Annotated in this window: 17 protein-coding genes; 13 read left to right on the forward strand and 4 right to left on the reverse strand. The window is 68.0% G+C overall.

The genetic code is table 11. From position 1 onward, the window contains the following. Positions 1-146 precede the first annotated feature (146 nt). Entirely contained in the window at positions 147-2,012 is a 1,866-nt protein-coding gene (locus tag EJ913_RS03740) for a flagellin N-terminal helical domain-containing protein (protein ID WP_126994931.1), read from the forward strand. Between the two features lie 96 nt (positions 2,013-2,108). Here EJ913_RS03740 and EJ913_RS03745 read toward each other — a convergent pair whose 3' ends face one another. Further along, positions 2,109-3,680, reverse strand: coding sequence for a S10 family peptidase (locus EJ913_RS03745; RefSeq protein ID WP_126994933.1), 1,572 nt, complete (start codon positions 3,678-3,680; stop codon positions 2,109-2,111). A 189-nt stretch (positions 3,681-3,869) separates the two neighbouring features. Here EJ913_RS03745 and EJ913_RS03750 point away from each other — a divergent pair, with 189 nt between their 5' ends. Continuing rightward, complete coding sequence (locus EJ913_RS03750) at positions 3,870-5,576, forward strand: methyl-accepting chemotaxis protein (protein ID WP_126994935.1); 1,707 nt, start codon at positions 3,870-3,872, stop codon at positions 5,574-5,576. 112 nt (positions 5,577-5,688) lie between these two features. Then, complete coding sequence (locus EJ913_RS03755; protein ID WP_126994937.1) at positions 5,689-6,162, forward strand: bacteriohemerythrin; 474 nt, start codon at positions 5,689-5,691, stop codon at positions 6,160-6,162. 145 nt (positions 6,163-6,307) lie between these two features. Here the strand turns inward: EJ913_RS03755 and EJ913_RS03760 are convergent, their stop codons facing one another. Continuing rightward, complete coding sequence (locus EJ913_RS03760; RefSeq protein ID WP_126994939.1) at positions 6,308-6,991, reverse strand: endonuclease/exonuclease/phosphatase family protein; 684 nt, start codon at positions 6,989-6,991, stop codon at positions 6,308-6,310. A gap of 150 nt (positions 6,992-7,141) precedes the next feature. Between EJ913_RS03760 and EJ913_RS03765 the strand changes: the two genes are divergently transcribed. The 6 genes from EJ913_RS03765 (at position 7,142) to EJ913_RS03795 (ending at position 15,052) form a co-directional block, all read left to right on the forward strand. Further along, positions 7,142-7,828 carry an orotate phosphoribosyltransferase gene (locus EJ913_RS03765; RefSeq protein WP_126994941.1) on the forward strand — a complete coding sequence of 229 codons (687 nt, stop codon included), beginning with the start codon at positions 7,142-7,144 and terminating at the stop codon, positions 7,826-7,828. 247 nt (positions 7,829-8,075) lie between these two features. Then, a complete protein-coding gene (gene ileS / locus EJ913_RS03770) occupies positions 8,076-10,907 on the forward strand; it encodes an isoleucine--tRNA ligase (protein ID WP_126994943.1) in 2,832 nt (943 codons plus the stop codon). Positions 10,908-11,055: 148 nt separating this feature from the next. Next, positions 11,056-11,559, forward strand: coding sequence for a signal peptidase II (gene lspA / locus EJ913_RS03780; RefSeq protein WP_126994945.1), 504 nt, complete (start codon positions 11,056-11,058; stop codon positions 11,557-11,559). 89 nt (positions 11,560-11,648) lie between these two features. Beyond that, entirely contained in the window at positions 11,649-12,233 is a 585-nt protein-coding gene (locus EJ913_RS03785) for a DUF3035 domain-containing protein (RefSeq protein WP_126994947.1), read from the forward strand. Between the two features lie 84 nt (positions 12,234-12,317). Continuing rightward, positions 12,318-13,685, forward strand: coding sequence for a M16 family metallopeptidase (locus EJ913_RS03790; RefSeq protein WP_126994949.1), 1,368 nt, complete (start codon positions 12,318-12,320; stop codon positions 13,683-13,685). Positions 13,686-13,687: 2 nt separating this feature from the next. Beyond that, positions 13,688-15,052, forward strand: coding sequence for a M16 family metallopeptidase (locus EJ913_RS03795; RefSeq protein ID WP_126994951.1), 1,365 nt, complete (start codon positions 13,688-13,690; stop codon positions 15,050-15,052). A 201-nt stretch (positions 15,053-15,253) separates the two neighbouring features. Here the strand turns inward: EJ913_RS03795 and EJ913_RS03800 are convergent, their stop codons facing one another. Next, on the reverse strand, positions 15,254-15,439 hold the full coding sequence (locus EJ913_RS03800) for a hypothetical protein (RefSeq protein WP_126994953.1): 186 nt from the start codon (positions 15,437-15,439) through the stop codon (positions 15,254-15,256). A gap of 170 nt (positions 15,440-15,609) precedes the next feature. Between EJ913_RS03800 and pgi the strand changes: the two genes are divergently transcribed. The 4 genes from pgi (at position 15,610) to EJ913_RS03820 (ending at position 20,771) form a co-directional block, all read left to right on the forward strand. Further along, positions 15,610-17,265: a glucose-6-phosphate isomerase gene (pgi, locus tag EJ913_RS03805; RefSeq protein WP_126994955.1), complete on the forward strand. Its 1,656-nt coding sequence runs from the start codon at positions 15,610-15,612 to the stop codon at positions 17,263-17,265. 121 nt (positions 17,266-17,386) lie between these two features. Continuing rightward, a complete protein-coding gene (locus EJ913_RS03810) occupies positions 17,387-17,644 on the forward strand; it encodes a hypothetical protein (RefSeq protein WP_126994957.1) in 258 nt (85 codons plus the stop codon). A gap of 197 nt (positions 17,645-17,841) precedes the next feature. Further along, entirely contained in the window at positions 17,842-18,690 is an 849-nt protein-coding gene (locus tag EJ913_RS03815) for a hypothetical protein (protein ID WP_126994959.1), read from the forward strand. Positions 18,691-18,941: 251 nt separating this feature from the next. Continuing rightward, on the forward strand, positions 18,942-20,771 hold the full coding sequence (locus tag EJ913_RS03820) for a putative bifunctional diguanylate cyclase/phosphodiesterase (protein ID WP_126994961.1): 1,830 nt from the start codon (positions 18,942-18,944) through the stop codon (positions 20,769-20,771). Positions 20,772-20,825: 54 nt separating this feature from the next. Here EJ913_RS03820 and EJ913_RS03825 read toward each other — a convergent pair whose 3' ends face one another. Further along, the gene (locus EJ913_RS03825) at positions 20,826-22,010 is read right to left on the reverse strand and encodes an acetate/propionate family kinase (protein WP_126994963.1); all 1,185 of its coding nucleotides are present in this window, start codon (positions 22,008-22,010) and stop codon (positions 20,826-20,828) included. Positions 22,011-22,012 lie beyond the last annotated feature (2 nt).

Here is a 22,012-nt window from a genome sequence, read left to right on the forward strand (position 1 = left end):
TCTTATTTTATCGTTATTTTTCAATGTGATAGCCGATTTTCTGAAAATTGGCACGACATTTGAAAGGTGGGTGTCACGCAAACGCACGTTGCCTCGCTCGGTCAAAGACCAGCCGCGAGGACAGCCTCAGAAGGAGACTAGGAGCCATGGCCAACGAAGTGACGCTGACCGCCTCGATGCGGACCAACCTGCTCCAGCTGCAAAGCACGCAGGCGGGTATCGACAAGAAGCAGAACATCCTCTCGACCGGAAACAAGATCAATTCGGCCTTGGATGGTCCCACGGCGTTCTTCGCGGCCAAAGGCCTCTCCCAGCGCGCCGGCGACCTTTCGTCGCTGAAGGACGCGATGGGCCAGTCGATCAGCACCATCAAGGCGGCCGACAAGGGCCTGACCTCGATCGACAGCATGATCGACCAGGCCAAGGGCCTGACCACCGCCGCCTACGCCGCGCTCGGCACCGACGCCGCGTCGGTCGCCACCCGCAAGTCGCTGGCCAGCCAGTTCAACACGCTGAAGACCCAGATCGACAAGCTCGCCGGCGACAGCGGTTACCAGGGCAAGAACCTGATCGGCGGCAACGGCCTGCGCCTGGACAGCACCAGCGCGTCGCGCATGGCGGTCAACACCATCGCGGGCGTCGACAACGCCCGCGTCACCAACGTCGTCTCGTCCGACACCTACTCGATCCGCTTCAAGGGCGACGCGTCGATCGAGGGTTCGGTCAGCGACATCTCCAAGACCGAGACGGCGCACGGCCTGACCGGCCTGAAGCTGTCGGGCACGATGTCCACCACCGCCGGCAGCTTCTCCGACGTGCAGATCGAAGTGCGCGGCGCCACCGGCCGCGAGCGCTCCTTCGTCATCACGGACGGCAAGGAAAGCCGGACGATCAGCTACTTCGACAACAACCAGTCGATCGGGACGAGCCTGTCCACGGCGGCGACCTCGGGCACGGCGCAGGTCTCGACCGTCACGGTCGGCAGCGGCACCATCGAAGCCGGCGACATCTTCTCGATCACGGTCGAGGGGCAGACCTTCAGCTACACCGCGACCTCGGCGGACGTGGCGATCGGTCAGAACGGCAAGGCGAACATCGCCACGAAGCTCAGCGCGTCGATCAGCACGGCACTTGGCGCCAGCGGCCGTCTGCAGGGCAAGGATCTCGCCACGATCTCGGTCAGCGCGAACGGCACCATCACCCTGACCGGCGCCACCTCCTCGGGCGCCGCCCGCGAGGTGACGCTGTCGGCCAGCACGACCAACGCGCTGACCAAGCACATCTCGGAAAGCTTCGCCTCGGGCACGGTGGTGTCCTTCACCGTCGACCGCACGCTGCTGGAGGCGGCCAACAACCAGGGCAACGGCATCTCGACCATCGAGAAGAACGTCGACATCCAGGTCCAGGTCACCAACCTGAACGGCTCGCAGATCACCCGCGACGGCATGTCCAAGCGCGGTGAGGGCAAGCTGGCCGACGGCGACCAATCCTTCGCCTTCGACAGCGGCACGGTGCGCTTCAAGCTGGACGAGAAGACCATCAAGCTGGCGGCTTCGGCGAACTGCGCGGCGAACATCATCACCAAGCAGACCTCCGACGCCAACACGTCGAACGATCTGACCGTGCAGTTGAACGAGCGCAACACCAACTCGATCAGCGTGACGGCGCTGAACCTGACCTCCAGCGGCCAGGGCCTGCGGTTGGACGAGGCGCAGAACGACTGGACCGACCGCTCCGACATCGACAACGCGGTCGCCGGCCTCGACTACGCCAAGGCCACGATCCGTTCGGCCTCGCAGCAGCTGTCCACCAACCTGAACATCATCACGACCCGCGAGACCTTCACCAAGGAGTTCAGCGACGTGCTGACGGAAGGTGCCAGCAAGCTGACGCTGGCCGACCAGAACGAGGAAGGCGCCAGCCTGCTGATGCTGCAGACCCGGCAGCAGCTCGGCACCATCGCCCTCTCGCTGGCCAACCAGTCGCAGCAGTCGATCCTGCGCCTGTTCTAAGGCCGGAGCCTTCCCGGCAAACGTGCCGCGTCGACGGGCGCCCCTTCGGGGGCGTCCGTTCGCGTTTGGGGTGGACGTGTTCGCGGGAACGGCAAATCAGCGTGGGTTCGCGGCCCGCAACGCCTCTTCCACCAAGGCGCGGGCGTCGGCGGCCAGCGAGGCGCGCCCGCTCTCCCGCGTGTACATCATGTGGCCGCCCTCGTGCACCGTCACCCGCACGCGGTCCCGCTCGGCCGGCGGCAACTCCAGCCGCGCGGCCATCCAGCGCGAGGCCATGTAGGGCGTGATCAGGTCGGTGCGGCCGTGCGCGATCAGCACCCGCAGCGACGGTTGCAGGGTCAGCGCCGTCTGGAGCGACTCCACCGCGCTCGGCACCGACATGCGCGGCCACTCCCAGCTCCGGTTCACCGGATCGCTGAGCAGGCGGTAGGGCACCTCGGTGCGCACCCCGAGTTCCGCTGTCGCGTAGGCCGCAAACGCGGTGGTGTAGGTCGGAACGGTCCCTCGCAGGAACGCGTCGAAGGGCACCCGCGACGCCCCCGGATCGGGATCGGGCGCCGTGAAAGTGCCGTCGTAGATGCTCAGCACGCGCCCCTGGTCGCGCAGCAGTTCCCGCGTGAAGACGCTCATCGGCACCCGCCCGCGCTGCCGGGCGATCTGCTCCGCCGGCAGCCCGACCAGCCGGGCCACCTCGCCGAAGAAGCCGGCGGATTCGCCGAGCTTCCCGTAATCCAGCCCGGCCAGCCCGGTCAGGTAGGGGCCGAGGGCGAAACGCTCCGCCGCCTCGGCCGCCTGCTGCGGGGTGCCGGGCGCCCGGCCGAGCGCCGCGGCGGTGGCTGCCATCGCCGGCAGCTTCAGCGCCGGACCGAGGATGCTGTCCTCGTCGATGGCGGCGAAATCGACCACCGGGGACACCAGGATCAGCCCGTTGACGGCGACGCCGGTGCGCTGGATCAACTCGTCCGCCATCTTGGCGATGCGAAACCCGCCGTAGCTCTCGCCCGCCAGGAATTTCGGCGACGACCAACGGCCGTTCCGCGTCAGCCACAGCCGCACGATCTCCGCCATCGAGCGGGTGTCGCCCTCGACCGACCAGAAGCGCTTCTCGGCGTCGCCGTCGGTCTTGGTCGCCCGGCTGTAGCCGGTGCCCACCGGATCGATGAACACCAGATCGGTGAAGGCCAGCCAGCTGTCGGGGTTGTCGAGCAGCGGCGCCGGCGGCCCGGCCAGCGCGCCGTTCGGCCCGAAGCCGACCACCTTCGGTCCCACCGCCCCCAGATGCATGTAGGCCGACGCGGCGCCCGGCCCGCCGTTGAACACGAAGGTGACCGGGCGGGCCGGGTTCGACGGCGCGGAGTCGGGGCCGGCGGTGTACGAGACGGCGAAGACGTGGGCCGCCACCTCCTCCTTCGCGCCGTCGCGCAGCGGCAGGAACTCGGCGGTCGCGCCATAGGCGAGCGGACCGGCGGCCAGGGCCAAGCTGTGGCGGGTCACGCTGCGCTGGGCGTCGAAGGCGGCGTCCCCCCCTTTTTCCGACGCCGAATCCCCCTTCTCGGACCGGTCCGGGCGCTCGTGGCGGTCCTGCGCCCAGCCCGGCGCCGGGCCAAGCAGCAGGGGAAGCATCACGGCCAACGGCAGCGAACGGGATGGGCGGCGGATGGACGGCATGAAGACACTCTCGAACGGGGACGATCCGCCCGCATATTGCGGCGGCACGGGCGACGCGCAAGGCGATCCCGCCCGATCCGTCCGTTTCGGAAGGCGACAGGGGCATTCCGGAACGCGCGACGGCGGTAAACATTTTGTAGAGTTTTTCGATTAGTGTCCCATCGAAATGTCTTAGCCGGGAAAGCCAAAATGGCCACGCTTCAGCACGCCTCCATCCGCGCGCGCTTGTTTCTGGGGTTCGGCGCGGTTCTGTTGCTTCTCGTGAGTCTCACGGTCATCGGCGTCAACGAAGTGAGGAAGATCGACACCGATCTCACCCACATCAATGACGTGAACAGCGTCAAGCAGCGCTACGCCATCAATTTCCGGGGCAGTGTCCACGACCGCGCCATCGCGCTGCGCGACGTCGTGCTGATGCCCGACGGGGCCGCCCTGACCACCGTGCTGGCCGACATCGACCGGCTGGCGGCTTTCTACGCCGACTCGGCCAAGCCGCTGGACGCGATGTTCGCCCAGCGCCCGGACATCACGGCCGAGGAGCGGTCGTTGCTCGCCGACATCAAGGAGACGGAAGCGCGGGCCATGCCGTTCGCCAAGGCGGTCGTCGACGCCCGCAAGGCCGGCGACGCCGCCAAGGCCCAGGCGACGCTGACCCGTGACGCCCGCCCGGTCTTCACCGAATGGCTGGCCCGCATCAACAAGTTCATCGACTTGCAAGAGCACCGCAACCAGGAGGTCGCGGCGCGGGCGCGCGGCATGGCGCGCGGCTTCCAGACGCTGATGCTGTCGCTCTGCGCCGTCGCCGCGCTGCTGTCCATCGGCTTCGGGCTGTGGACGGTCAACGCGCTGCGCCCGCTGCGCCGCCTGACCGACGCGATGACGGTGCTGGCCAAGGGCGACCTGACGGTCGCGGTGCCGCATTCCGAGGGCAAGGACGAGATCGGCCAGATCACCGGCGCGGTGGAGGTCTTCAAGGCCAACGCCATCGAGGCCGACGCCTTCCGCCGCCGCCAAGCCGACGCCGAGCACGACGCCGAGGCGCGCAAGCGGGCCGAGATGAACGCGCTGGCCGACCGCTTCGAGACCCAGGTGAAGGGCGTGGTGAACAGCGTCTCCTCCTCCTCGGACGAGGTGCGGGCGCTGGCCAGCACGCTGAGCACCACGGCCCAGCAGACCGAAAGCCAGGCGACCACCGTCGCCGCCGCGTCGGAAGAGGCCTCGGTCAACGTGCAGACCGTCGCCGCCGCCGCCGAGGAGCTGGCCGCCTCGATCTCCGAGATCGGCCGGCAGATCGGCGAGAGCACCCGCAAGGCCAAGCAGGCCGCCGATCAGGCCGACGGCACCAACCGCATCGTCGACGGCCTCTCGGCCAAGGCGAACCAGATCGGTGACGTGGTGAACCTGATCAGCAGCATCGCCGGCCAGACCAACCTGCTGGCGCTGAACGCGACCATCGAGGCCGCCAGGGCCGGAGAAGCCGGCAAGGGCTTCGCGGTGGTGGCGAGCGAGGTGAAGAGCCTCGCCAACCAGACCGCCAAGGCGACCGGCGACATCTCCCAGCAGATCGCCGAAATCCAGGGGGCGACGGCCGACGCGGTGCAGGCGATCCAGAGCATCGCCGCCACCATCGGCGAAGTGAACGCCATCGTCGGCACCATCGCCTCGGCGGTGGACGGCCAGAACGCCGCGACGATGGAGATCGCCCGCAACGTCCAACAGGCCGCCGCCGGCACCAACGAGGTGTCGTCGTCGATCAACGGCGTGCTGCACGCGGCGTCGGAGACGGGCGGCGGCGCCACCCGGCTGCTGAACTCGTCGGGCGAGTTGTCGAAGCAGGCGGATCTGCTGCGCACCCAGGTGGACCGCTTCCTGGCCGGCGTCCGCAGCGGCGCCTGACACGGAGCGAACGCCGCGTCAATTCGTAGCAACGGGTTCGCTTGCCGCCCGCCGCGGGGCATCCTAGAGGTGCGGGGTTCCGCCCCCTCATCTTCAGGATGCCCTTCCCACCATGCACAGCGACGGCGTCGATTACGGAGCCCTGGTTTGGAGCGACGATCTGGTTCTCGGGATCGAGGAGATCGACACCCAGCACCAGGAGTGGATCGCCCTCGTCCAGGCTTACGAGCGGGCCGTGCGGGATGGCGGATCGGCCGAGGAGGTGCGGCGCGCGCTGGCCGCCGCCGTCGCCTACACCGAAAGCCACTTCGCCGACGAACAGCGGGTGATGGGCGAGGCCGGCTATCCCTTTCTCGACGATCACATCGAACAGCACCAGTTGGCCTGGGAACGGGTCCACGCCTTCGACGGCAAAGGTGGGGAGGAGGATCTGCGCGAGAACCTCGCCGACTTCCTGCCGCAATGGCTGATGCTGCACATCAACACGGCCGACCGCCAGTTCGCCCGCTGGCTGCGGGGAGACGACGAGACGCCCTGCGCGGCGGCGGCTGTGGAAGGCCGGGTGTTCGGGAACATTCCGGTCTGAGCGTTCCCCACCCTGTCAAAACGGACCGGAAAAAGCGAATCGCGGCACCGGCCGCCCAAACCGCTCCGGGTCGGCCAGAAGCGCTTCCCGGAGACCCGCGACGTCCGCATGGGACGCGCGGGCCCTCCTTTGCGAAGTCCTGTGTTCACTGAACGCTGAAACACTGGCTGTAATGATCGGAAACCAGGGTCGGCATGGTCGAGAACATCGATACATAGGGTGTAACGGTCACCTTCTGTCCGACCGCGAAATCCAGAGTGTTGCCATTCTGGTGCGTGGCTCCGCCTCCCGACACCGCCTTGAATCCGCGCAGCATCATGTCGGCCGGGGTGCAGTTGTAGTCCCCGGCGCAGATGAATTTCTCCTTGCCGCCGATCTGGCCCAGCAAGTTCGCCGCGACACCGGAAGCGGCCTTGTGGTTTCCGGAAGGTGCATGGATGTTGTAAACCCACACGCCGTCGTTGGTCAGAATGCCGATCAGCGGCCGCAAACCGTTGCTGTTGTGGGTGACGACGCCGTAGGTGCCGGAAAAGTTGGTGGCGATGATGCCCATGCTGCAACGATCGTGCATGGCGTTGGTGTTCTCGGTCGAATCGAACCAGATGACCTGCGCCTCGATGGCTTTCCGGTCGCTGCCGAAATTGCGGAAGCCATGGAGAAGCTTGACGCCGCCGCAGCTGGTTTTCTTGAGCCCCCAATCCGGCACGCCGCCGGCCTCCTGAAGCAGCAGCACATCGGCCCCTTTGCGAAGAGCGCTCAGCGCATCCGACGCGTTCGACGTTCCCGTACCGCTGCCCGCGCCCTGCATGTTCCAAGTCAAGACGATCACCCGACGCTCCTTCCCGGTTGAATTTCCCTCCGACATTAAACGCGAAACCCATGGCGAGGAAGCGTCCGCGCCGCCGTCTCCGTTGCGAAACGCCGACCGCGCCGCTACACAGGGGAAAATCCCGCATCCCCGTCCTTCGGAGCCATCCCGATGTCCACCCTGCCCGATCAGGCGACCATCGCCGCCACCGCGGCCAAGATCCTGCTGGAGATCAAGGCGCTGCACTTCAACGCGCAGACGCCCTTCATCTTCACCTCGGGCTGGGCCAGCCCGGTCTACACCGACTGCCGCCGCATCGTGTCCTTCCCGCGCGCCCGCAAGGCGCTGATGGACTTCGCGGTGCAGACCATTGAGCGGGACATCGGCTACGAGTCGATCGACGCGGTGGCCGGCGGCGAGACGGCCGGCATCCCGTTCTCGGCCTGGATCGCCGACCGGCTGGAACTGCCGATGCAGTATGTCCGCAAGAAGCCCAAGGGCTTCGGCCGCAACGCCCAGATCGAGGGCGTGCTGACCGAGGGCCAGCGCGTGCTGCTGGTCGAGGATCTGGCGACCGACGGCAAGAGCAAGGAGAACTTCGTCACCGCGCTGCGCAACGGCGGCGCCCAGGTGACCGACACCTTCGTGATCTTCCACTACGGCATCTTCCCGCAGTCCAAGGTCAACATGGACGCCATCGGCGTCCGCCTGCACGCGCTGTGCACGTGGTGGGACGTGCTGAAGGTCGCCCGCGAGAACCGGTACTTCGACGAAAACACCCTGTCCGAGGTCGAGAAGTTTCTGAACGACCCGGTGGGCTGGTCGGCCGCCCATGGCGGCAAGACAAGCCTGAGCTGAGAAGCCAGCCTGCCGCTCCTTCACTCCTTTTATAGAAGGAAGGAACGGAGGAGCGGCATGAGCCGTCCTTGACCGCACCGCACACGCCGCTAATATCGCGCGCGATGACCGACTCACCGTGGATCCTTGCGCGAGACGCGCGAATTACCGGCCCGGCCCTCTGAGGAGGGTCGGGATCGAGACTCCATGTGCGTCGGGTGGCGGAGCGTCGCCGCCCGATGGTGACGCCTTCTCCCAGGGATCCGACATGACCCGCGACTACAAATCGACCGTCTTCCTGCCCCGCACCGACTTCCCCATGCGCGGCGGCCTGCCGACCCGCGAGCCCGAGCTGCTCAAGCGCTGGGCCGAGATGGACCTGTTCGGCAAGCTGCGCGCCGGGGCCAAGGGCCGCAAGAAGTTCGTGCTGCACGACGGCCCCCCCTACGCCAACGGCAACATCCACATCGGCCACGCGGTCAACAAGATCCTGAAGGACGTGATCGTCCGCACCCGGCAGATGCAGGGCTTCGACGCCGACTACGTCCCCGGCTGGGACTGCCACGGCCTGCCCATCGAGTGGAAGATCGAGGAGAAGTACCGCAAGGCCGGCAAGAACAAGGACGACGTGCCGCTCATCCAGTTCCGTGCCGAATGCCGCCAATTCGCCGAGGAATGGGTCGCCATCCAGGCCGCCGAGTTCCGCCGGCTCGGCGTCGAGGGCGACTGGAAGCAGCCCTACGCCACCATGACCTTCCCGGCCGAGGCGCAGATCGTCCGCGAGATCCACAAGTTCGCGGCCAACGGCGGCCTCTACAAGGGCGCCAAGCCGGTGATGTGGTCGGTGGTCGAGAAGACCGCGCTGGCCGACGCCGAGATCGAATACCACGACCACACCTCGACCACCGTCTTCGCGCGCTTCGCGGTGTGGGGATCGGGCACGCCCGAGGTCGACGACGCCAGCGTCCTCATCTGGACGACGACGCCCTGGACCCTGCCGGCCAACCGCGCCATCGCCTACGGCGACGAGATCGAATACGCCACCTTCAAGGTGACCGCCGTCGCCGAGGGCAGCAAGGGCGTGGTCGGCGAGCGTCTGGTGCTGGCGACCGCGCTGGCCGAATCGGTGTTCAAGGAGGCCGGCATCACCGAGTGGAAGCAGTTGCACCGCTTCCCCGGTTCGCGTCTGGCCGGCACCTTCTGCCACCACCCGCTGACCCGCAAGGGCTACGACTTCAAGGTGCCGCTGCTGGCCGGCGGCTTCGTCACCACCGACGCCGGCACCGGCTTCGTCCACATCGCGCCCGGCCACGGCGAGGACGACTTCCACCTCGGTCAGGCCAACGGCATCGAGGTGCCGCAGACGGTCGGCGAGGACGGGCGCTACTACGACCACGTGCCGCTCTTCGCCGGTCTGGCGGTCTACACCGACCAGGGCAAGCCCGGCCCGGCCAACAAGGCCGTGCTGGCCGAGTTCGAGGAGGCCGGTTCGCTGCTCGCCAGCAACCGCATCAAGCACAGCTACCCGCATTCCTGGCGCTCCAAGGCGCCGCTGATCTTCCGCACCACGCCGCAGTGGTTCATCTCGATGGAGACGAACGACCTGCGCAAGACGGCGTTGCAGGCCATCGCCGACACCCGCTGGGTGCCCGAGCAGGGCGAGAACCGCATCCGCTCGATGATCGAGAGCCGGCCGGACTGGTGCATCAGCCGCCAGCGCGCCTGGGGCGTGCCGATCGCGCTGTTCGTCCGCAAGGAGGACGGCGCCATCCTGCGCGATCCGGAGGTCTTCGCCCGCATCGCCGATACCTTCGAGCGCGAGGGCGCCGACGCCTGGTTCGCCCGCGACCCGCAGGATTTCCTGGGCAACGGCTACCGCGCCGACGAGTACGAGCAGGTCAAGGACATCGTCGACGTCTGGTTCGAATCCGGCTCCTCCCACGCCTTCGTGCTGGAGCAGCGGCTGGAGGAGCTGGCGTGGCCGGCGGACCTCTATCTTGAGGGGTCCGACCAGCATCGCGGCTGGTTCCACTCCTCGCTGCTGGAAAGCTGCGGCACGCGGGGCCGCGCGCCCTACAACGCGGTGCTGACCCACGGCTTCGTGCTCGACGAGCAGGGCCGCAAGATGTCCAAGTCGCTGGGCAACGTCGTCGCCCCGCAGGAGATCTGCGACCAGTACGGCGCCGACATCCTGCGCCTGTGGATCATCAACTCCGATTATTCGGAAGATCTGCGGATCGGCAAGGAGATCATCAAGACCCAGGCCGACCTCTACCGCCGCCTGCGCAACACGCTGCGCTACCTGCTGGGCGCGCTGGCCGACTACAGCCCCGCCGAGCGGATCGAGGCCAAGGAGATGCCGGAGCTGGAGCGCTGGGTCCTGCACCGTCTGGCCGAGCTGGACGGCCAGGTGGCCGAGAAGATCGAGGCCTACGACTTCCACGCCCTGTTCGTGCTGCTGCACAATTTCTGCGCGGTGGAGCTGTCGGCCTTCTACTTCGACGTCCGCAAGGACAGCCTGTACTGCGACGCGCCCGATTCGGTGCGCCGCCGCTCGGTGCGGACGGTGATGGAGCATCTGTTCTCCGCCCTGACCGCGTGGCTGGCGCCCATCCTCTGCTTCACGGCGGAAGAGGCGTGGCTGGCCCGTCCGGAAGGGCTGGGCTGGACCGAGGAGAGCGTGCATCTCCGCGCCTTCCCCACCATCCCGGCCGAGTGGCGCGACGACGCGCTCGCCGCCAAGTGGGAGGCGGTGCGCAACGTCCGCCGCGTCGTCACCGGCGCGCTGGAACTGGAGCGGGCCAACAAGACCATCGGCTCGTCCCTCCAGGCCGACCCGACGGTGCATGTCGACGCCGCGACCAAGGCGCTGCTGGCCGACGTGGACTTCCAGGACGTCTGCATCACCTCGGCCATCTCGGTCGTCGAGGGGACGGCGCCCGAGGGGGCCTTCACCCTGGCCGACGTTCCCGGCATCGCGGTGGCCCCGGCGCTCGCCCAGGGCGAGAAGTGCGAGCGCTGCTGGAAGGTCCTGCCGGAGGTGAGCACCGTCGCCGACCACCCGACGCTCTGCGTCCGCTGCGCCGACGCGGTGGAATGACCCGTTCCTCCGCACCCGCGTTCCTATCCCCTCTCCCCCCCGGGGAGAGGGTTAGGGTGAGGGGGATCCGCCTGCCGGATGCTCCTCGCCGCGCGTCCCCCTCACTCCGACCCTCTCCCCGGGGGGGAGAGGGAGGAAGAGACGCGCCATGAACGCCTTCACCAGCGCCACGCCCCGCTCCTACACCCTGTTCGGGTTGATCGTCGCCGTCGCCGTGGTGGTGCTCGACCAGCTGTCGAAGTGGTGGATCCTCGACGTGGTGATGCAGCCCATCCCCCACGTCGTCGAGGTCACGCCCTTCTTCAACCTCGTGCTGGTGTGGAACTACGGCGTCAGCTTCGGCACCTTCGCCAGCGGGGCGTCCTACATGCCCTTCGTGCTGAGCGGCATCGCCGCCGTCATCACCGTCAGCCTGATCTTCTGGCTGCGGCAGGCCGAACGCCGGCTGGTGGCGCTCGCCATCGGCTTCATCATCGGCGGGGCGATCGGCAACGTGGTGGACCGGCTGCGCTTCGGCGCGGTGGCCGATTTCCTCGATTTCCACATCGACTCGTGGCATTTCTGGGCCTTCAACGTGGCCGACAGCGGGATCAGCGTGGGCGTCGCCCTTCTGCTGATCGACAGTCTGGTCGCCGGCCGCGAAAAGTCGTAAGCGTTCCCCCGCCGAAAGCGCTATAAGGGGGCGGGCTTCGCCGAATGCGGCCCCCGAACGCGGCCAGTGACTGACGACGGAATCCGAACGTGACCAGCATCTCTTTCTCCTCCCGGACCCTGCGCCCCCTGTTCGGGGTCGCGCTCGCGGCACTGGCGCTCACCGGCTGCTCGGACGTGCGCCGCTCCATCGGCCTCGACCGCCAGAGCCCCGACGAGTTCTCCGTCGTCTCCCGCGCGCCGCTGACGCTGCCGCCCAGCCTCCAGGCCAACCTGCCCAAGCCGCGCCCCGGCGCGCTGCGTCCGCAGGACTCCACCCCGACCCAGGTCGCCGCCGGCGCCGTGTTCGGCGGGTCCTCGCGCGGGGCGGCAAGCCCGGTCGGCAAGTCGGCCGGCGAGAACTCACTCGTCGCCCAGGCCAGCGCCCGCGACGGCATCGACCCGAACATCCGCAACAAGGTCGATCAGGAAACCACCCAGCTCACCGTCGCCGACAAGAGCTGGATCGACTCCCTGCTGTTCTGGCAGACGCAGGAGAAGCCCTTCTCCATCGTCGACCCCTCCAAGGAGCAGCAGCGCCTGCGCGAGGCCCAGGCCCAGGGCCGCGCCGTGGACGGCGCCGCCACGCCCACCATCGAGCGCAAGCGCAAGGCGCCGTTGGAAGGGTTGTTCTAAGCCGTTCGCCACACCAGTTTCGGGGGGCGCCTTCCGCAAGGGGGGCGCCCCTTTCGATTCCGGCCCTTTCTCCGGGGAGCCTTCATGCCCGCCGCCCATCCCGTCCGCCGCCTCGTCGCGGCGGGTCTGCTCGCCCTGACGGTCTCCGCGACCCCGCCGGCCCTCGCCGCCGAAAAAGGCGTGTTCTTCCCTGAAAGCTTCACGCTGGCCAACGGCATGCAGGTGGTGGTGATCCCGAACCGCCGCGTGCCGGTCGTCAACCACATGGTCTGGTACAAGGTCGGCGCCGCCGACGAGGAGCGCGGCGTCTCCGGCATCGCCCATTTCCTCGAACATCTGATGTTCAAGGGCACCGACGCGGTGCCGCCCGGCGCCTTCAGCCGCATCGTCGCCAAGAACGGCGGGCGCGACAACGCCTTCACCTCCTACGACTACACCGCCTACCACCAGAACGTCGCCCGCGACCGGCTGGAGTTGGTGATGCGGATGGAGGCCGACCGCATGGCGAACCTCAAGCTGACCGACGCGGTGGTCTATCCCGAGCGCGACGTCATCATCGAGGAACGCCGCCAGCGGGTGGAGAACGAGCCGGCAGACCGCATCGGCGAGCAGATCAACGCCACCATGTTCGTCCACCACCCCTACGGCACCCCGGTGATCGGCTGGCCGCAGGAGATGGCGAACCTGACCCGCGAGGAGGCCGAGCGCTTCTACAAAACGTGGTACGCGCCCAACAACGCCATCCTGGTGGTGTCCGGCGACGTGTCCGCCGACGAGTTGAAGCCGCTGGCCGAGAAGTATTACGGCGCCATCCCCGCCCGCCCGGTGCCCGAACGCCGCCGCGTCGTCGAGCCGCCGATCTCGGCCGAGCGCCGCGTCACCCTGCGCGACGCCGAGGTGCGGCAGCCTTCGGTGCGGCGGACCTGGATCGCGCCCTCCTACCGGCTCGACCCGGACAAGCAGGCCTACCCGTTGCAGGTGCTGGCCGAGATCATGAGCGGCGGCTCGACTTCCCGCCTCTACCGCAGCCTCGTGGTGGAGCAGAAGATCGCCACCTCGGCGTGGCTCGGCTACGGCCCCGGCGCCTGGGACATGGGCACGCTGAGCGTCGGGGCCACCCCCGCCGCCGGGGTGGAGATGGACAAGCTGGAAACCGCGCTGTGGGCGGAGATCGCCAAGGTGGTGGAGACCGGCGTGACCGAGGAGGAGGTCGCCACCGCCCGCAAGCGCATGCTGGCCGAGGCGGCCTACGCCCGCGACAGCCTGACCGGCCCGGCGCAGACGCTGGGATCGGCGCTCGCCACCGGCCAGAGCCTGGACGACGTGGAGAACTGGCCGGTGCGCATCGACGCGGTGACCGCCGCGCAGGTGAACGCCGCCGCCCGCGCCGTGCTGAGCCAGACCAACCACGTCACCGGGCTACTGCTGCCGCTCCAGGGAAAGGACAGCTGAGGATGAGCGCGCTTCAACGGACCAAATCCCTGTTCGCCGTAGGACTCATGGCCTTCACGCTGCTCGCCCTGCCCGCCGCCCCGCCCGCCCACGCGATGGACATCAAGCGCGTGGTCAGCCCCGGCGGGATCGAGGCGTGGCTGGTCGAGGACCACAAGGTGCCCGTGCTCGCGCTCGAATGGACCTTCGAGGGCGCCGGCTCCACCGACCCACAGGGCAAGGGGGGCCTCGCCCGGCTCGTGTCCAACACGCTGGACGAGGGGGCCGGCCCCTATGATTCGCAGGCGTTCCAGGGCCGCCTGCAGAACGACGCCATCGCGCTCAGCTACAGCGCCGGGCGCGACGGCTTCGGCGGCTCCCTGCGGACCCTCAGCGACCGCCGCGACGAGGCGTTCGAGCTGACCCGCCTGTCGATGGCCGAGCCGCGCTTCGAGCCCGAGGCTCTCGACCGGATGCGCGCCGCCGTCGCGGCCAGCCTCAAGAACGATCTGGCCGATCCCAACTACGTCGGGCGCCGGCTGTTCTACAGCACCGCCTACCCCGGCCACCCCTACGGCGACGAGATCCGCGGCTCGCTAGACAGCTTGGCCCGCATCACCCCCGACGACCTGAAGGGCTTCGTGAAGAGCCAGTTCGGCCGCGACAATCTGGTGGTGGCGGCCTCGGGCGACATCGCGCCGGAGGATCTTGGCAAGGCGCTCGACCGCATCTTCGGCGGGCTGCCGGCCAAGAGCGCCGTCACCCCGATCGCCGACGTGGCGCCCAAGGGGCTGGGCGAGACCATCCTCGCCCCGCGCCCGACCGCGCAGACCGTCATGCTGATGGGCCAGCCCGGCGTCAAGCGCGACGATCCCGACTGGTACGCCGCCAGCGTGATGAACTACGTGCTGGGCGGCGGCGGCTTCGGCTCGCGGTTGATGGAGGAGGTGCGCGAGAAGCGCGGCCTCAGCTACGGCGTCTACAGCTACCTGATCCCGATGGACCACACCGCGCTGGTGATGGCGAGCGGTTCCACCATGAACGCCAAGGCCGGTCAGGCGCTCGACATCATCCGCCAGGAATGGGCGCGCATGGCCAAGGACGGCCTGACCGACGAGGAACTGGCCGACGCCAAGACCTACCTCACCGGCTCCTTCCCGCTGCAGTTGGGCTCGACCCAATCCATCGCCCGCACCTTGCTGCAGGTCCAGCGCGACCGGCTGGGGATCGAGTATCTCGGCCAGCGCGACCGCTACATCAACGCGGTGACCCAGGACGACATCCGCCGCGTCGCCAAGCGCCTGCTCGACCCCGCCAAGCTGCTGACCGTGCTGGTTGGCCGCCCGGAAGGCGTCACCCCGACCAAGACGGTGGAAGGCGGAAGCTGACGGGGCTTTTTTCTCTGAAAGCGCTGCCCAGGAGCCCCTCTCCCCTTGCGGGAGAGGGGTTGGGGTGAGGGGTGCGCAAATCTTTCCGCCTGCGGCGGAATACCCCTCATCCCAACCAGCAGTGCTTGCGGTCGCCTTTGGCGCCCTCCAGCCCTGCCCCTCAAGGGGAGAAGGGCTCTACCCTGCCCCACCAGCTTCAGATCACGCCAGATCGGGCTGGCTGCCGGGGAAGCGCGGGTCGCTCGGGTCCACCGGGTGACCCGGCACCTTGCCGGGGATGATCCCGATCTGGTCGGAGCGGCCGTCGGGCTCACGCTGTTCCTCGCGTTCCTCGGGCGTGGGGACCAACGGCAGGTCGGGCTTGTCGGCTCCGGGCTTGTCGGACATGGCTTCCTCCATCGTGTTGCGTGGAGGAGGAACACCGGCCACCCAGACAAGTTGCCTAGCCCATCCGTGAGCCTCCTCTCGCGCGTTTTGGCGCGTGGCCGCTGACGCCACCCGGTGTTAGGCTTCGCGCGCCGCGTAAGGACCATCGCGCTCAAGGAGTCCAAAGCATCATGACCGCGCTCACTTCCTCGCCCGCCTGGGCGGCGCTTTCCCGGCACCGCCAGGATCTCGGCGACACCCACATGCGCGACCTCTTCGCCGCCGATCCCGGCCGTTTCGACGCCTTCTCGCTGGAGGCGGCGGGGCTGTTCCTGGACTATTCCAAGAACCGGATCACCAAGGACACGCTCGGCCTGCTGCTCGACCTCGCCCGCCAGCAGGACGTCGAGGGTTGGCGCGACCGCATGTTCGCCGGCGAGCCGATCAACCTCACGGAGAACCGCGCGGTTCTGCACACCGCGCTGCGCAACCGCTCCGACCGCCCGGTGCGGGTGAAGGACCGCGACGTGATGCCGGCGGTCCGCGCCGTGCTGGAGCGCATGGACGCCTTCGCCACCGCCGTGCGCGACGGGGTGTGGACGGGCTACACCGGCCAGCCGATCACCGACGTGGTGAACATCGGCATCGGCGGTTCCGACCTCGGCCCGGTGATGGTGACGGAGGCGCTGAAGCCCTTCGCCCACCCCCATGTGGCGCTGCATTTCGTCTCCAACGTCGACGGCACCCATCTGGCCGAGACGCTGAAGTGGCTGGACCCCGACACGACCCTGTTCATCGTCGCGTCCAAGACCTTCACCACCCAGGAGACGCTGACCAACGCCCATTCGGCCCGCCGCTGGTTCCTGGACAGCGCGAAGGACGAGGCGCACGTCGCCAAGCACTTCGTCGCCGTCTCCACCAACGAGGCGGAGGTGGTGAAGTTCGGCATCGACCCGGCCAACATGTTCGGCTTCTGGGACTGGGTTGGCGGCCGCTACTCGCTGTGGTCGGCCATCGGCCTGCCCATCGCCATCGCCATCGGGCCGGAGCGCTTCGCCGAGCTGCTGTCCGGCGCCCACGCCATGGACGAGCATTTCCGCACCGCCCCGCTGGAGCGCAACATGCCGGCGCTGCTGGCGCTGCTCGGCGTCTGGTACCGGAATTTCTGGGACGCCTCGTCCATCGCGGTGTTGCCCTACGACCAGTACCTGCACCGCTTCGCCGCCTATCTCCAGCAGTTGGACATGGAGAGCAACGGCAAGTCGGTGACCCGCGACGGCCAGCCGGTCGACCACGCCACCGGCCCCGCCCTGTTCGGCGAGCCGGGGACCAACGGCCAGCACGCCTTCTACCAGTTGATTCACCAGGGGACCTCGCTGATCCCCTGCGACTTCATCGCGCCGGCGACCACCCACAACCCCATCGGGGCGGAGGCTGGAGCGCATCACCGCATCCTGCTGTCCAACGTCTTCGCCCAGGCCGAGGCGCTGATGCGCGGCAAGACCGCCGAGGAGGTCCGCGCCGAGATGACCGCCAGCGGCAAATTGTCGCAGGACGAGGTGGAGGCGCTGGTCCCCCACCGCGTCTTCCCCGGCAACCGGCCGTCCAACACGATCCTGATGAAGAGCCTGACCCCGGCCGCGCTGGGCGCCCTGATCGCGCTCTACGAGCACAAGGTCTTCGTGCAGGGAATCGTCTGGAACATCAACAGCTTCGACCAGTGGGGCGTGGAGTTGGGCAAGCAGCTCGCCAGCACGATCCTGCCGGAACTGGAAGCCGGGACGAAGGACGGCGCGCATGATGCGTCCACCGCCGGGCTGATGGCGTGGTGGCGGGCCAACCGCTGACCGGCGTCTGAGGCGCAAGCGGAGCGGGAATGTCCGGCGCGGGGTATGCCGGAACATTCCCCTCCACGCGGGGGTTGAAGGGGCAACGCTGACTTACACCAGCCCTTTCCGGAGACCCGCCATGTCCACACGCTTCCGCCTCGCGGCCCTGATATTCGGGATGACCAACGCCGTGCTGTTCGGCGCCGGCATCCTCCTGGTGGTCACCGTTCCCGAACTGATGGAACAGGCCATCACGCTGATCCCCATCGTGGTCGCGCTGAGCTTCCTCATCGCGGCGCCCATCGCTTGGTTCCTGGCGCCGCGCCTGCGCCTGCGCTTCTGGCGTGGTCGCGAGGACGAACAGCAGCGCCGCCCGATCCGCCGGGCGCCCCTCTGACGACAGCGAGCGGCGGGATGGGGAAACGCCCCATCCCGAGGGCTCGGCCCAAGGCTTCGGAAAATCCGGCAGCCTCGCGCGGCGTGTTGAAGCCTTATATTGATAAGGAATCGAAGTTATTCCCTTTTTGGTTGCCCATCCGCTCGAGACACGTCCATAATCGGGGCGGCCCGGAGGCGAACGCAGGGAAAAGAAACATGGTTCAGTTCACTGTCACGGACCGTGTCATCGACAGCAAAACCCTCAAATTCCTCCCCCGCCACGACGACCGGCCCGCATCGGCCACGGAAAGCGCCCCCCTGCCGCCCCAATCCCCGGAACGGGGGAGCAACGGGGACAGCGTCACGCTTTCCGACGACGCCAAAGCGTTGATGGAGCAGGCGAAAGCCACCGCCAGGGGCCAGTTCACCCTCACCACGGGCGAACTGGAGACCCGAATTCCGGGTTTCGATTCCCGGAAATTCACGCCGGCCTACAAGAACGCCGAGCAGGACTACATGGAACGGATGCGCGCCTACAACACCGAGCGCGAGACGTTCTTTGAGGAAAAGCTTGGGATGAAGGTCGGCCTGATCGGCGGTGCCGCGTTCGGTGTCCTGGACCGTCTTGCCGCGCATCAGGGAATCCTCAAGCCGCCAGTGCCCGACGCCCTGCTGGAGGCCGGTTGGAGCGATCCGTTCGAAGCGGACAAGGACTCCCCCACGGGGGTGCTCGGCATCGGCATCCCTGGAACGGACCGCTCCTTGACCATCACCTTCGACCGGACCGCCTCGATTCCGCCCGACACCAAGCTGAAGCTGGCGGGATTGACGCAGGACGGTTCCGACAACGGTCCCCTGCTGGGCCGGATCCGGACCGGCGCTTTGGGCAAGCTGACCAATTGGGACGCGGCGGCGGGCAACACCGTCCACGCCGTCACGGACGGAACCAAGGGACCGAACGCGAAGGTCCTGGCGACAATCTCGTCCCATGGCATGGACGACGAGGCCAGACGGCACGCCCTGTCGCTGCTGGGTGTGCTCCGGAACTTTATGGAAGCGCCGTAAGCGATCCGTCTCCCTGGCGATGCGGAAAGCCGTTCCGTACCGGCCGCCCCGCCGACGGCCAAAGCGGCTCTTGAAACCGCCTGGATTCATTGCATTTATCAAGATTGTGCCCTGTCCGCGCGCCACGCGCGTCTGGACGCTCGAACGGCGGTGGCGGTTGTCTCTTGGCGGTTCAATCCTCTTCAGGGCACAGTGGCATCCAACCCCGCCCGCGCACCCATCTCACCCTCATCTGAAAGTTTGGAGCGTTCATGGAGGCTTCGATCCCCGCCAACGAGCAGGACCGACTGGCCGCGCTTCGTCGTTTTGAACTGCTCGACACCCCGCCGGAAGACGCTTTCGATCACATCACCCGGTTGGCCGCGAAGCTGCTGAACGTTCCCATCGCGCTGGTTTCGCTGATCGATCAGGACCGTCAATGGTTCAAGTCCCATCTGGGCCTTGCCGTGCGCGAGACCGCCCGCGAATTCGCCTTTTGCGCGCACGCCATCCATGGCGACGACGTCTTCATGGTCGAGGACGCGACCCTCGACCCGCGCTTCTCGAACAATCCCCTGGTCACCGAGGATCCCGGCATCCGCTTCTACGCGGGCGCCCCTCTGCGCACCTCGGACGGACTGAACCTCGGCACCATCTGCGTGATCGACCGGGTTCCGCGCCCGGTCCTGGCGCCCGACGAGCAGGAGGCGCTCCGCAACCTCTCCTCCATGGTGATGATGCTGATCGAGGCGCGGCAGGCCGTCGGCTATCTCCATCCGGTGACGGGGCTGTCGAACCGCTTCCGGTTCCTCAAGGACATCGACAATGTCCTGAAGCAGGACGGGCCGGCAGCATCGCGGACCGGCGTGGTCGTCTTCGACACGGCCGCCTCCGACCAGTACGCGACGCTGGCGCGCAGCCTGGGGCAGGTCATGGCCGATTTGTTCGAGGTGGCGGCGGCCCGGCGCATCGGCGATGCCCTCCCCGGCCGCCCGAAGCTCTACCATCTGTCCGCCGCACGCTTCGGATGCATCCTGCCCTTGCCTGACGACGCGGGGCTCGAACCCTGGCTGGACGCCGCGACCGCCGGGCTTGGGGCGCCGATCCTGTGCCAGGGCGTGCCGATCGCCACCTCGAACGGCACCGGAGTCGCCCTCTTCCCGAGCGATGGCGCGAACGCGCTGGAGCTTCTGCGGGCCGCGACCACCGCCGCGCATCAGGCGATGGAAGGCAAGACCCCCTGGTGCCGCTACGACGCGGCCCAGGACCACGCGTCCCAGCGGGCCTTCCACCTGCTCCGCGACATGGTGCCGGCGGTCGCCGCCACGGACCAGTTCAGGATCGTCTACCAGCCGAAGATCGACTTGGCGACCCGGCAGTGCGTGGGGTCGGAGGCCCTGCTGCGCTGGGTCCACCCGGACCTCGGCCCGATCTCCCCGGCGGAGTTCATCCCCTTGGCGGAGCGGACGGCCTTCGTCCGGCCGATCACCGACTGGGTCCTGAACGTGGTTCTGGCCCAGGTGGCCCAGTGGGAAAAAGCGGGGATCCGGCTGCGCACCTCGATCAACCTGTCGATGCTCGACCTCGAAGCCGACGATTTCAGCAACCGCATCACCGCCTTGCTCGACCATTACGGCGTTTCGCCGGACCTCATCGACTTCGAGGTGACGGAGAGCGCGCTGATGAAGGATCGCGGCAAGGTCAACCGGCAGTTCAAACGGATCCGCCAGCTTGGGATCGAGTTCGAGATCGACGATTTCGGCACCGGGCAGAGCGCCCTGTCCTACCTGAAATACATTCCGGCCTCGGTGGTGAAGATCGACAAGCTGTTCGTCCAGGCACTCACCACGGACCGGAACGACCAGATCATGGTACGCTCCACCATCGACCTCGCCCACGAGCTTGGGTACCGGGTGGTGGCGGAGGGAATCGAAACCGTCGAGGTCTACGACTGGCTGCGCACCCATGGCTGCGACATCGGCCAAGGCTACCTGATGTCGCGCCCGCTGGAGGCCCCGGCCTTCGAAGCGTGGCTTCGCGCCGGGGGCTTCTCGGGACAGCCGCAAAAGACTCTCTGCGGAGCGAACGCCGGCAACGACTGAGCGCCTGGCGTTCGCCCTCACGGGAAAGGGGACCGATTGAGCGGTCCCCGATCCTTACGCCGCCAGCGCGTTGCGGGTGTGCAGCGCGATCATCCGTTCCTCGTCGGTCGGGATGACGTAGACCGGGATGCGGCTGTCACCCGAGGAGATTTTCGCCGCGTTGGCCGTGTTGGCCGCCGCGTCGATGCTCACCCCCAGCCAGGCCAGCTTCTCAGCCACCAGCGCCCGCACCGGGGCGGAGCGCTCGCCGATGCCGGCCGTGAAGACCAGCGCGTCGATGCCGCCCATCGAGGAGGCCAGAGCGCCCGTCTCCTTGGCGATGCGGAAGCCGAACAGTTCCACCGCCTCCTGGGCGTGCGGGTCGGCGCTCTCCAGCAGGGCGCGCATGTCGTTCGACACGCCCGACACGCCGAGCAGCCCCGACTTGTTGTAGAGCAGCTTTTCGATGGCGCCGGCGTCCATCCCCTTCTCGCGCATCAGGTAGATCAGCACGCCGGGGTCGATGGCGCCGCAGCGGGTGCCCATCGGCAGACCGTCGAGCGCCGTGAAGCCCATCGTGCTGTCCATGCTGCGCCCGGCGTGGAGCGCGCACATGCTGGCGCCGCTGCCCAGATGCGCCACCACGACCCGCGCGTCGGCCAGTTCCGGCGCGATCTCCGGCAGGCGGCGGGCGATGTACTCGTAGCTCAGGCCGTGGAAGCCGTAGCGGCGCACGCCCTCGTCGGTCAGGTCGCGCGGAATGGCGAACATGCCGGCCTGCCAGGGCTGGCCCCGGTGGAAGGCGGTGTCGAAGCAGGCGACCTGCGGCAGTTCCGGATGCGCCTCGGCCAGCGCGCGGATGGCGGCAAGGTTGTGCGGCTGGTGCAGCGGGGCCAGCGGAACCAGCCCCTCCAGCTCATCCAGCACCGCCGGGGTGATGCGGACCGGGGCGGCGTGGCGGATGCCGCCATGCACCACCCGGTGGCCGGCGGCGACCAGCGTCGCCCCGTCCAGCCGGGCCTCGATCCAGTCGAGCAGGTAGGCGAGCAGCGCGGTGCGGTCGGACGCCTCGCCCGGCTGCCACGCCTTGCCCTCCAGCGGCTTGCGGTCGATGTCCTTGGCCTCGAACACCGGCGCGGTGCCGATGCCCGAGATCTGGCCGTTGATGGCCGCCACCGGGTCGCCGGCCCCGCTGTCGCGGAAGACCGAGAATTTCAGGCTCGAAGACCCGGCGTTGATGACGAGGATGGCCTTGGTCATGG

The organism is Azospirillum doebereinerae, assembly GCF_003989665.1.
GTDB classification, from domain to species: Bacteria; Pseudomonadota; Alphaproteobacteria; order Azospirillales; family Azospirillaceae; genus Azospirillum; species Azospirillum doebereinerae.

What these genes read in the sequence shown, in the direction of transcription:
- EJ913_RS03765 (WP_126994941.1), top strand. Translation starts at nt 7,142, where the DNA reads ATGTCCACCCTGCCCGATCAGGCGACCATCGCCGCCACCGCGGCCAAG.
- EJ913_RS03795 (WP_126994951.1), top strand. Translation starts at nt 13,688, where the DNA reads ATGAGCGCGCTTCAACGGACCAAATCCCTGTTCGCCGTAGGACTCATG.
- EJ913_RS03810 (WP_126994957.1), top strand. Translation starts at nt 17,387, where the DNA reads ATGTCCACACGCTTCCGCCTCGCGGCCCTGATATTCGGGATGACCAAC.
- EJ913_RS03755 (WP_126994937.1), top strand. Translation starts at nt 5,689, where the DNA reads ATGCACAGCGACGGCGTCGATTACGGAGCCCTGGTTTGGAGCGACGAT.
- EJ913_RS03825 (WP_126994963.1), bottom strand. Translation starts at nt 22,010, where the DNA reads ATGACCAAGGCCATCCTCGTCATCAACGCCGGGTCTTCGAGCCTGAAA.
- EJ913_RS03790 (WP_126994949.1), top strand. Translation starts at nt 12,318, where the DNA reads ATGCCCGCCGCCCATCCCGTCCGCCGCCTCGTCGCGGCGGGTCTGCTC.
- EJ913_RS03820 (WP_126994961.1), top strand. Translation starts at nt 18,942, where the DNA reads ATGGAGGCTTCGATCCCCGCCAACGAGCAGGACCGACTGGCCGCGCTT.
- EJ913_RS03750 (WP_126994935.1), top strand. Translation starts at nt 3,870, where the DNA reads ATGGCCACGCTTCAGCACGCCTCCATCCGCGCGCGCTTGTTTCTGGGG.
- pgi (WP_126994955.1), top strand. Translation starts at nt 15,610, where the DNA reads ATGACCGCGCTCACTTCCTCGCCCGCCTGGGCGGCGCTTTCCCGGCAC.
- EJ913_RS03740 (WP_126994931.1), top strand. Translation starts at nt 147, where the DNA reads ATGGCCAACGAAGTGACGCTGACCGCCTCGATGCGGACCAACCTGCTC.
- lspA (WP_126994945.1), top strand. Translation starts at nt 11,056, where the DNA reads ATGAACGCCTTCACCAGCGCCACGCCCCGCTCCTACACCCTGTTCGGG.
- EJ913_RS03745 (WP_126994933.1), bottom strand. Translation starts at nt 3,680, where the DNA reads ATGCCGTCCATCCGCCGCCCATCCCGTTCGCTGCCGTTGGCCGTGATG.
- ileS (WP_126994943.1), top strand. Translation starts at nt 8,076, where the DNA reads ATGACCCGCGACTACAAATCGACCGTCTTCCTGCCCCGCACCGACTTC.
- EJ913_RS03800 (WP_126994953.1), bottom strand. Translation starts at nt 15,439, where the DNA reads ATGTCCGACAAGCCCGGAGCCGACAAGCCCGACCTGCCGTTGGTCCCC.
- EJ913_RS03815 (WP_126994959.1), top strand. Translation starts at nt 17,842, where the DNA reads ATGGTTCAGTTCACTGTCACGGACCGTGTCATCGACAGCAAAACCCTC.